Origin of the sequence: Paenarthrobacter sp. NPDC090520 (genome assembly GCF_044769205.1) — a bacterium.
Lineage (GTDB): Bacteria > Actinomycetota > Actinomycetes > Actinomycetales > Micrococcaceae > Arthrobacter.
The window spans coordinates 1-9,427 of the sequence record NZ_JBIVXM010000010.1 but is presented as its reverse complement, the minus strand read 5'-3'; the positions used below and the strand labels follow the sequence as shown (position 1 = coordinate 9,427).

The 9,427-nt window shown below is 66.1% G+C and carries 10 protein-coding genes; 4 read left to right on the top strand and 6 right to left on the bottom strand.

What is annotated here, in order from left to right; translation table 11 throughout:
• Positions 1 to 121: 121 nt before the first annotated feature.
• Positions 122 to 748, bottom strand: a complete 627-nt coding sequence (locus tag ACIQTZ_RS13555; protein ID WP_402981544.1) for an FMN-binding negative transcriptional regulator — start codon at positions 746 to 748, stop codon at positions 122 to 124.
• Between the two features lie 26 nt (positions 749 to 774).
• Positions 775 to 1,707, bottom strand: coding sequence for a DMT family transporter (locus ACIQTZ_RS13550; RefSeq protein WP_402981541.1), 933 nt, complete (start codon positions 1,705 to 1,707; stop codon positions 775 to 777).
• Between ACIQTZ_RS13550 and ACIQTZ_RS13545 the strand changes: the two genes are divergently transcribed.
• A complete protein-coding gene (locus ACIQTZ_RS13545) occupies positions 1,706 to 3,118 on the top strand; it encodes a PLP-dependent aminotransferase family protein (RefSeq protein ID WP_402981538.1) in 1,413 nt (470 codons plus the stop codon). The two genes, ACIQTZ_RS13550 and ACIQTZ_RS13545, sit on opposite strands and share 2 nt — an antisense overlap.
• A gap of 12 nt (positions 3,119 to 3,130) precedes the next feature.
• Here the strand turns inward: ACIQTZ_RS13545 and ACIQTZ_RS13540 are convergent, their stop codons facing one another.
• Positions 3,131 to 4,489: an ATP-binding protein gene (locus ACIQTZ_RS13540; protein WP_402981535.1), complete on the bottom strand. Its 1,359-nt coding sequence runs from the start codon at positions 4,487 to 4,489 to the stop codon at positions 3,131 to 3,133.
• Entirely contained in the window at positions 4,486 to 5,181 is a 696-nt protein-coding gene (locus ACIQTZ_RS13535) for a response regulator transcription factor (protein WP_402981532.1), read from the bottom strand. The genes ACIQTZ_RS13540 and ACIQTZ_RS13535 overlap by 4 nt, the downstream gene beginning before the upstream one ends.
• 154 nt (positions 5,182 to 5,335) lie before the next feature.
• Between ACIQTZ_RS13535 and ACIQTZ_RS13530 the strand changes: the two genes are divergently transcribed.
• Entirely contained in the window at positions 5,336 to 5,827 is a 492-nt protein-coding gene (locus tag ACIQTZ_RS13530) for a hypothetical protein (RefSeq protein ID WP_402981529.1), read from the top strand.
• Here ACIQTZ_RS13530 and ACIQTZ_RS13525 read toward each other — a convergent pair.
• Together ACIQTZ_RS13525 and ACIQTZ_RS13520 are read right to left on the bottom strand one after the other, a co-directional pair.
• Positions 5,824 to 7,443, bottom strand: coding sequence for an MFS transporter (locus tag ACIQTZ_RS13525; protein ID WP_402946917.1), 1,620 nt, complete (start codon positions 7,441 to 7,443; stop codon positions 5,824 to 5,826). The genes ACIQTZ_RS13530 and ACIQTZ_RS13525 overlap by 4 nt on opposite strands.
• 261 nt (positions 7,444 to 7,704) lie before the next feature.
• Positions 7,705 to 8,493, bottom strand: a complete 789-nt coding sequence (locus ACIQTZ_RS13520) for a putative protein N(5)-glutamine methyltransferase (protein WP_402981526.1) — start codon at positions 8,491 to 8,493, stop codon at positions 7,705 to 7,707.
• A 268-nt stretch (positions 8,494 to 8,761) separates the two neighbouring features.
• Here ACIQTZ_RS13520 and ACIQTZ_RS13515 point away from each other — a divergent pair, with 268 nt between their 5' ends.
• Together ACIQTZ_RS13515 and ACIQTZ_RS13510 are read left to right on the top strand one after the other, a co-directional pair.
• Complete coding sequence (locus ACIQTZ_RS13515; protein ID WP_402981523.1) at positions 8,762 to 8,959, top strand: hypothetical protein; 198 nt, start codon at positions 8,762 to 8,764, stop codon at positions 8,957 to 8,959.
• A 45-nt stretch (positions 8,960 to 9,004) separates the two neighbouring features.
• Positions 9,005 to 9,265 (top strand): hypothetical protein, encoded by a 261-nt coding sequence (locus ACIQTZ_RS13510; protein WP_402946924.1) that lies wholly within the window; start codon positions 9,005 to 9,007, stop codon positions 9,263 to 9,265.
• Positions 9,266 to 9,427 lie beyond the last annotated feature (162 nt).

Below are 9,427 nucleotides of genomic sequence, written 5' to 3'. Positions count from 1 at the left end.
CGGGGGGCGGTGGGGGCGCGGCCCGGGGGGGGCGGGGGGGGGGGGGGGCGCGGGGGGGCCCCCCCCTGGGGGGGGGTGGGGGGGGGTTTCCCCCCCCCCCCCCCCCCCCCACAACTGCGACCTAGTTGGGATTCCGGGCGCGCTCCACGTCCGCCGCGCTCGCCGGGTCGCCTGCCGCCCGAAGTCCGGCAATCACGCCGTCCACATCCGCAGCCGACCGGTTCTGGCTCAGCTTTGTCTTGGCCTCCACCCGGGTGATGACCAGTTCCACGCCCACGATCGCCCGCAGTTGCCCGGCGATGAACCGCTCGGGGGCTTCGTCGACGGTCCACGGCTGCGGCATCGAGGCCTCGTGCCGATCAGAAAGGCGACGCACGTGCCTGGCCAACCAGTCGACGTCGTCATGGACCACCAACTCGCCGTAGACGTGCGCGGTGGAGTAGTTCCACGTCGGCACCACCCGGCCGTGCTCCGCTTTCGAGGCGTACCAGGATGGCGAGATATACGCGTCGGAACCCTGAACGATCATCAAGGCTTCTCCACTCACAGGGGACGACCACTGGGTGTTGTTCCGTGCCATATGCGATTGCAAAGCACCGTGCCCGCCCACGGACGGATCGTGGACAAACGGCAGGAACGTGGCGAGCAAGCCGTCCGTAGTCATGGTCACCAGGTTCGCTGCGCCGGAGTCCTGGAGGAGGGCGGTAATTGCCTCGGGGGAAGCAGCAAAGTGCGCGGGGGTGTACATGGATTCTTCCTTTCGCTGGGAGGGGGCTAAGAGCCCGACGGCGGTGCGAGCCTGACGCGCACAGCGGCACCTGCGCAGAGGATCACCAAGAGTCCGCCAACAACAGTGGTCAGGGTCAGGGACTCGCCAAGGAGCAGTGCGGCCCAGGCGATGGTCATGACGGGTTGGACCAGCTGGATCTGGCTGACCTGTGCCATCGGCCCGATGGCCAAGCCGCGGTACCAGGCAAAGAAGCCAAGGAACATGCTCACCACGCCCAAGTAGGCGAAGGACGCCCAGCTGGCCAGGGACGCGGACGGAAGGCCGGAGCCGAGGGAGGCCAGCGTCAGGACAATCATCACGGGCGAGGCCACCACGAGTGCCCAGGAGATGGTCTGCCACGAGCCAAGTTCGCGCGCCAGGAGCCCACCTTCCGCGTAGCCGATAGCCGCTGCAAGGACAGCCCCGAGCAGAAGCAGGTCGGCCCAGTGCAGGGATCCGAAACCTCCGGATTGGACCAGGGCGAAGAGCAGCGCGGCCACCACACCCACTGCCGTGAGGACCCAGAACAAGGGGCGGGGACGTTCCCGTCCCCGGAACACCGCTACTGTTGCCGTGGCCGCGGGGAGTAGCGCGATGACCACTGCTCCGTGGCTGGCCGAGGTGCTGGTCAGGGCGAAAGTGGTCAGCAGCGGGAATCCTGCCACGATTCCGCCGGCAACAATGGCCAAACGGAACCACTGGATGCCCTGGGGAAAGCGTTGCCGAGTGAACGCCAACGCCGCCGCGGCAAGAATGGCCGCGACTACGGCTCGGCCCGCCCCGATGAACAAGGGCGACATTCCCTCTACAGCTACCCGCGTGAACGGCACAGTGAAGGAGAAGGCAAACACGCCCAGGAGGCCCCACCAGATTCCCACCGTTGTCCGTGTGGATACCACTGGCGATGAAAGAAGAGTAGCGCTACTATGTTGACTCATGAATAACGATAGCAGTTCCCGGATCGTTCTGCGACTGAAGGAATGGATTTCCAGCGCTGCCCCGGGGTCCAAGCTACCGTCCACCAGGAAGCTTGTGGCTGACTATCAGGCGAGCCCGGTGACCGTCCAGAAGGCCCTTCGCACCCTAACCGCCCAGGGCCTGATCGAGAGCCGCCCCGGAGTGGGAACCTTCGTGCGGGCCTTCCGGACGGCGAGGCCGGCCGACTATGCGTGGCAGACAGCCGCACTCGGAGCCCTCCAGGCACCCCGCCTCACCAACACGGCGGCCATGCGCAGCGCATCCAATGACGTGATCGCCTTCCATTCCGGGTACCCGGCCCGTGACCTGCTGCCCGAACGGCTCGTCCGCGCAGCGTTGACGCGTGCGGCACGGGCGGAAGCGTCCTTGTCCCGGCCGCCGGTGGCTGGACTGCCGGAACTGCAGTCGTGGTTCGCCCGGGAACTCAGTACCTCAACGCCGGTTGGCGTCACGCCGCCGCAGCCGAGTGACGTCGTCGTCCTTCCCGGGAGCCAGAGCGGACTCAGCTCGATTTTCCGCGGCCTGGTGGGGCACGGCCAGCCGCTGCTGGTGGAGTCGCCCAGCTATTGGGGTGCGCTGCTGGCCGCGTCGCAGGCGGGCGTCCGGGTGGTCCCGGTGCCCAGCGGGCCGGAGGGCCCGGACCCTGAGCAGCTTGCCCGCGCGTTCGAGGAGACCGGTGCGCGGATGTTCTACGCGCAGCCCAATTTCGCCAACCCCACCGGCGCCCAGTGGTCCGTGCAGCGCGGCGAGGAAGTCCTGGACGTGGTAAAGGCCCACGGGGCGTTCCTTGTGGAGGACGACTGGGCGCATGATTTCGGGATCGCCGCGGAATCCATCCCGGTCGCCGCGAAGGATGACTCCGGGCACGTGCTGTACATCCGGTCCCTGACCAAGAGCGTCTCCCCGTCCATCCGCGTGGCGGCGGTCATTGCCCGCGGACCCGCCCGCGAGCGGATCCTTACCGCCCAGGCCGCGGAGTCGATGTACGTCAGCGGGCTGCTGCAGTCGGCGGCGCTCGACGTCGTCACGCAGCCCGGGTGGCACACGCACCTTCGCGGGGTCAGCTCGCAACTGCAATCCCGCCGTGATCTCCTGGTCAGCAGCCTTCGTGAACACGTGCCGCAAGCACACCTCACCCACCTGCCCAAGGGCGGCCTCAACGTGTGGCTGAGGTTGCCGGACGGGACCGACGTCGATCGCCTCACCCGCGATTGCGAGGCAGCCGGCGTGCTGATCGCAGCCGGTGCGGAGTGGTTCCCGGCCGAACCGGAAGGGCCGTACATGCGGCTGAACTATGCGGGGCCGAATCCCGGAGCCTTCCCGGAAGGCGTCCGGATCATCGGGGAGCTGTTGGGCCGCCAGGGGCGGTAGCCTCGGCCGCCGTCACCCGGCGGGAAGCCGCACCACGAACCTGGCGCCACCTTCCGGAGCCTGGTCAAGGCTGATGGTGCCGCCAAGCCGCTCCACCAATCGAGCAGCGATGGACAGACCCAGCCCGCTGCCCACCTGCCGTTCGCCCTGGTACCGCGCGTGCAGCGCCCCGCGTTGGAACGCCACCACTGCATCGTCCGGCGAGAGGCCAGGGCCGCCGTCGCGCACTTCCACCACCAGCCTGCTGCCTTCGGAGCGGGCGGCGAGGACTACGGCTGCCCCGGCCGGGGCAGCACGCAACGCATTCTCCAGCAGCCCGTCCACCACCTGCCGCAACCGTTGCCCATCGGTCCGGACAGGCAACGGGCCGATGGGCACCGCCTGCGGCAGGTCCAACCGTCCAATAATGCCGCGCTGGGCACAAACCGCCTGCCAGGCAGCCCAGCTTTCGAGCAGGAGCGGAGCCGCGTCCAGGAGTTGGAGGTCCATGCGGAAATCATCGGCTTCCAGGCGCGCCAGCTCCAGGAGATCGCGGACAAACCGGTCCAGCCTGTCCGTTTCCGTCACCAACGTCCGGCCAACCCCGGCAACGTCGGGTCCGCTCACCACGCCGTCCGCGAGTGCCTCGGCGTATCCGCGGACGGCCGTCAGGGGTGTCCGCATCTCATGGGATACGGACAGCAGGAACTCGCGCTGCCGGCCCTCGCTGACCCGGAGCGCGGTGTCCAGGGCCCCCAATGCACCTTGCACGGCCGCGACTTCGGCAGGACCGCCCGCCGCCACGGCCACTGAACGTTCCCCGGCGGCCAGGCGCCGGGCCGAGTCAGCGGTTCTCACCAACGGCCTGCTGAGCCACTGGGACACCAGCCCCCCGGCAACGATCGAGAACACCAGGCACACTACAAGTGCGATCAGCATGCGCCGCAAGAGGGGTGCCGCGGCTTCGCGGATTTCGGAGACGGGCTGCACCAGCACCACTCCTCCGCCCGCTCCAAGGGGGCGCGCCTCAAGAACCACCGGATTTTGCGGCCCGTCCACGGTCTTGGAGACGGACTTACCTGCCTGCACATCGGCCACGGTGGCGTCATCAAGGAATCGGGCCCCGGCACCGGTCACCCGGCCGTCTGCCCGGATCAGGGCAAGGCGGGCACCGTGCCCCACCAGGTCTGCCCGCAGTTCCTGCAGGTTTCCGGCCAGGGGTTCCTTGCTCAAGCTTTCGGCTTCCGCGGCGAGGTACTTCCGGGCCTCGTCCACCGCCGTCGAATTCACCAACTGGGCGGCCAGCAGCCCTGCAAGAACCACCGCCACCGTGGCCACACCTGCGATGACCAGGGTGATGCGGCCCGCCAGCGAGCCCAACCAGTGCCTCATGCCTGGGGAACAGCAGGCTGTGCCGCGGAGTAGCCCACCCCGCGGCTGGTGACTATAGGGGAGTATGCGCCCAACTTAGCGCGCAGCTGGGCAATGTGGACATCAACGGTCCGTCCGGCAGCGTAGTTGGCCTGGCCCCAGACTGCGGAGAGCAATTGTTCGCGCGAAAACACCCGTCCGGGCTGTTGCATGAGGAACGCAAGGAGATCGAATTCGGTGGCAGTGAGCACCACATCGGCTCCGTTCGCCCGTGCGGTCCTGTGCAGGGGATCCACTTCCAGCGGGCCGAGGACCAGCCGCTTGGAACCGGGCACGCCTGAAGTCCTGCGGAGGACGGCCTTGACGCGCGCCACGAGTTCCGATGGCGAGAAGGGCTTGGTCAGGTAGTCGTCCGCCCCGAGTTCCAGGCCCAGGACGCGGTCCACTTCCTCATCACGCGCGGTCACGAACAGCACGGGGGTCCAGTCATCGGCCTGCCGCAGGCTGCGGCAGAGCTCGATCCCGTCCATGCCGGGCAGGCCGACGTCGAGGATTACTGCCACGGGACGCAGCCGCCGGATCTGGCTGAGGGCCACCAAGCCATCGCTTTCCACGTGCACGCCGAAGCCGGCGCGGCTCAGGTAGAGGCGCTGGATATCGGCGATTGCCCGTTCATCCTCGGCAATCAGCACCAGCCCGCGACTGTCCTCCATGCGTCCATTGAACAGCAAGAATGCCGGCCACGGAGGGCTTTTCGCAGAGGCTTTACCTTCCCCGAACATTGGCCGAACACGCACTTCACCTTGCCGGTCCAGAGTCAGTACAGGAGCCGGCGGGCAGTCTGCCGGCCAGTGAAAGGACAAGGCAATGCAAAGTACCTCGGTAAACGGCAAGCGTTCGACGGCGGGACGCGCCGCCGTCGTCAGCGTCCTCGCGGCGGGACTGCTGCTGGGCGGTGGAACCGTGGCCGCGAATGCGGCGACGCCCACCCCCACACCTTCGACGTCGTCAACGGCTTCAGCTGCTCCGTCCCCGTCCCCGTCGCGGGAAGGACTGGGAGCCAGGTTCTTTGCCCACCCCGCAGCCCACGCTGTGCTGCGCTTCTTCATCAAGGGCGACAGCAGCAAGACCGGCTACGGCGAACGGGCCGCGAAGTTGGCCGGCTTCATCCTGGACAAGAGGCCTCACTGGGCCGCCAGGCTGCCGGAAGCGTTGCAGGCGGATTTGAAGACCCTGCGGGACGCCGCAAAGGATGATCAAACGGCCGTAGCCACCAAGATCAAGGAGAGCGCCTTGAACGGTGGCTACGGCGAGCGGATCCAAAAAGCTGCGCAGAAGTTGCAGGCAAGCGGTTCCTAGACTCCGGCGAGATCCTTCTTGTCGTTACCGAAGGCCACGTCGCTGACAGGCTGGCCATCGAACGGCATCTCGTCCAGGTTGATCAGCGGGTTGGTGTCCTGCGTTTCAACGAGTTCGCGGGCCTCGGCCGGGGTGTCAACGCTGGGCATGGAGCCCGGCAGCGGACGCTGGGCCGACTCGCGGAGGAAGAAGATCGCGATGCCGCCAACAATGGACGTGGCCATCAGGTAGTAGGCCGGCATCATGTCGTTGCCCGTGCCCTCAATGAGCCCCTGCACGATGAACGGCGTGGTTCCACCGAAGATTGCCACGGAGAAGTTGTAGGCGATACCCATTCCGCCGTAACGGCTGGAGGTGGGGAACAGTGCCGGAAGTGCCGAGGCCAGGTTGGCAACGTAGAACGTCACGGGGAAGGCAACCAGTGCAAGGCCGAGCAGCGTGGACCACACTTCACCAATACCGATGAGCATGAAGGCCGGGATCGCGAACAGCACGGTGCTGCCTGCGCCGATCCACAGCACTGGACGGCGGCCGATACGGTCGGACAGCTTGCCGGTCAGCGGGATGCAAATGGCCATGACCACCAGGACCGGAATGGTCAGCAAGGTGCCGTGGACGGGATCGTAACCCTTGGAGTCCGTGAGGTACGTGGGCATGTAGGAGGTCAAAGCGTAACCAACAGTGTTGGCGGCGGCCGCGAGGATCATGGCCAGCACGATCTGGCGCCAGTAGGCCTTGATGATGCCGACAGGGCCCTTGGCAACGTCCGCATCCTTGGACGCGGCGTCCTTGGCGATGGCCTCCTGGGCATCCAGGGTGGCCTGGAACTGCGGGGATTCCTCGATCTTGCTCCGGAAGTACACGGCGATCAGGCCGAGCGGACCGGCGATCAGGAACGGAAGCCTCCAGCCCCATTCCTCCATGGCTGCCTGGCCCAGCGTGAGCTGCAGGACGGAAACCAGGGCTGCGCCGAGGGCGAAGCCGATGTAGCTGCCCATATCAAGGAAGCTGGCGAAGAAGCCGCGGCGCTTGTCCGGTGCGTATTCGCTGACGAAGGTTGTGGCACCGGCGTACTCGCCACCGGTGGAGAAGCCCTGGACGAGCTTCAGGATGACCAGCAGCGCGGCGGCCCAGATGCCGATCTGCGCGTAGCCGGGCAAGAGTCCGACGGCGAACGTACTTGCCGCCATCAGCATCAGTGTTGCTGCGAGGACCTTCTGGCGGCCCACCTTGTCACCAAGCCAACCGAAGACCACGCCGCCGAGGGGGCGGGCGATGAAGGTTGCGGCGAAGGTGCCGAGGAGGAAGAGTGTCTGGACCGACTTGTCGGCTTCCGGGAGGAAGACAGGACCCATGGTGGTGATGAGGTAGCCGAACACACCGACGTCGTACCATTCCATGGTGTTACCCACGATGGTTCCGCCGAGTGCTTTCTTGAGCATGGGCTGGTCCACCACGTTCACGTCGGATTCCTTCAACCGGCGCTTGGTGCGGAGCTTCATTTTCTTCGGGTTCTTGGCAGTGTCGGCGGCAGCCGGGGTGGTGGCTGCGGCCGGTTTTCCGGGGGCGTTCCTTGCGCCGTCCGGAGAGACGATCTTGCTTGGGTCTGTGGGCATTTGGGCTTCTCCTAGGGAGGTCATTTGCTTGCGACTTCTGCTGCCCCGCTCTGGGCAGGGTTTCAATTTTACGCGTTTTTGCCCCGAAACCCGAGTTGAGATCCGATTTATTGGCCGTATCTGGGTCAAAATTGCCCAGATTCCTTACTTGTTTTTGCCCGTTCTTGCCCTGTAAACGCGCGGTTTTTGGCCCTCACGGGAGCACTGTTACCAAATTGTTTAGCTCAGCCCACGCAACGGGGGCGATTTCGGCGGAAAAGCTTACGGATGTGGGACCGACTCCCGCGCGCGGCCCAGCACTACCGTGGCATCCACCCCGGCGTCCGAGGCAATGCGGGCCACGAGCCCTGCACCGGTGAACAGCCGTGCTGTTTCCGGCGCCTGCGACGCAGACGACTCAATCAGCACGAACCCACCCGGCGCCAACCACTCAGCCGCACCGTCCACGACCCGGCGCTGGACCGCCAAACCGTCAGTGCCGCCGTCGAGCGCTGTCAGTGGCTCGTGAAGGCGCGCCTCCGGAGGCATCATGCGGATCGAATCGGTGGGCACATAAGGGGCATTCACCAGAAGTACATCAACGCTGGCCATCAAATGGCGGGGGAGCGGGGCGAAGAGGTCGCCTTCGTAGACCCGCCCGCCCCGCGGCTCGATGTTGCGGCGCGCGCACGCCACAGCAGCAGGATCGATATCGGCCGCATACAGTTCCCTGGTTCCCAGGGCGTCGTGGACCGCGGCGCCGATCGCGCCGGAACCACAGCAAAGATCGACGACGACGGCACCCGGCTTCCCCAGCGACGCCGCCTGCCGAACCAGGAACTCCGTGCGCCGCCGTGGCACGAAAACGCCAGGCTCCACGACCATCCGGGTGCCACAAAAATCCACCCAGCCCAGGAGGTGTTCCAACGGCATGCCCGCGATGCGTTGCTCCACCAGGTGCTGCAGGTGTTCGGGGTCCCGGGCGGCCTCCATGAGCAGTGCTGCCTCGTCCTCTGCGAAGACGCAGCCGGCAGCCCGGAGTGCGTCGACAATCGGGGACCCAGGAGACATTGCGCCCATGCTAGCAAGGGGTTCCGCCGCACGGGGTTCCCAAACGCGGCCCATCTTGGCTAAGGTGTGACGCATGGGAACATTGATTTTTGAGTAAACCGTCTGCGCCGATTGGTGCGCAGCCGAGTTTCACCTGACAAAAATCCACGCCTGTTGAGGCCCTGCCTCCATGCCGTTCCCGTTGTCGCCTTCTTTGCTTCATGACCACACCGTGACGCCGTGGTTCCCGCGCCTCTCCAGGACTTCACCACCTTTGAGGAGTCCGCTTATGACTGCCAACACGCCAGATAACAACCAAGCCGCCCAAGGCGGAATCAAATCCAAACTGACCGACGCCCAGCGGGCCATGCTTGACAGCAAGTCCGGGGGAGGAGCCCCCGGTGGCTGGCAAAGCACGGGCAAGGGCCACAAGCCAACGCAAGCCAGCGGAAAGCAGGCAAAGACCATGAAAAAGGTCCGCTGGTAGGCCTAAACTTGAAATCCCTTCGTTTCACTGAGGAAAGGAAGAACCATGACTGCGAACCACAACTCCGGAGGCATCAACCCCGAGGTTGCCAGCCACTTGGTGGAGTCCATGGATATGGCTCCGATGCCTGAGCCGGCTGCCGTAGCAGCCACTCTCGGCACCGAGCAGGGCAATCAATGGCCGGATGGTAACGGCAAGCGGCGGCACCCGAAGGACCACGACCAGTCCCACGGCCGGGCTGGCCAGGGCGCGGCGGTCACCGCGGTCCACCGGACCAGCCGGCCCCAGATGCCGCACTCCTCCTGACCGGCTAGCCTCGCCCCGCCTGCCCAACTAGGTCGCAGTTAAGCGCGTTTTGAGCCGGCGGAGTCAAGGGGTGGGAGCAACGCTGGGGGGTTAGGCCGCTTGTAGCAGCTGGTTAAGCCGGTTGGCTGGGGTTTCGAGGTTGAGGGTGGGTCGGGGTCTGCG

What these genes read in the sequence shown, in the direction of transcription:
- ACIQTZ_RS13555 (WP_402981544.1), bottom strand. Translation starts at nt 748, where the DNA reads ATGTACACCCCCGCGCACTTTGCTGCTTCCCCCGAGGCAATTACCGCC.
- ACIQTZ_RS13545 (WP_402981538.1), top strand. Translation starts at nt 1,706, where the DNA reads ATGAATAACGATAGCAGTTCCCGGATCGTTCTGCGACTGAAGGAATGG.
- ACIQTZ_RS13550 (WP_402981541.1), bottom strand. Translation starts at nt 1,707, where the DNA reads ATGAGTCAACATAGTAGCGCTACTCTTCTTTCATCGCCAGTGGTATCC.
- ACIQTZ_RS13540 (WP_402981535.1), bottom strand. Translation starts at nt 4,489, where the DNA reads ATGAGGCACTGGTTGGGCTCGCTGGCGGGCCGCATCACCCTGGTCATC.
- ACIQTZ_RS13535 (WP_402981532.1), bottom strand. Translation starts at nt 5,181, where the DNA reads ATGGAGGACAGTCGCGGGCTGGTGCTGATTGCCGAGGATGAACGGGCA.
- ACIQTZ_RS13530 (WP_402981529.1), top strand. Translation starts at nt 5,336, where the DNA reads ATGCAAAGTACCTCGGTAAACGGCAAGCGTTCGACGGCGGGACGCGCC.
- ACIQTZ_RS13525 (WP_402946917.1), bottom strand. Translation starts at nt 7,443, where the DNA reads ATGCCCACAGACCCAAGCAAGATCGTCTCTCCGGACGGCGCAAGGAAC.
- ACIQTZ_RS13520 (WP_402981526.1), bottom strand. Translation starts at nt 8,493, where the DNA reads ATGTCTCCTGGGTCCCCGATTGTCGACGCACTCCGGGCTGCCGGCTGC.
- ACIQTZ_RS13515 (WP_402981523.1), top strand. Translation starts at nt 8,762, where the DNA reads ATGACTGCCAACACGCCAGATAACAACCAAGCCGCCCAAGGCGGAATC.
- ACIQTZ_RS13510 (WP_402946924.1), top strand. Translation starts at nt 9,005, where the DNA reads ATGACTGCGAACCACAACTCCGGAGGCATCAACCCCGAGGTTGCCAGC.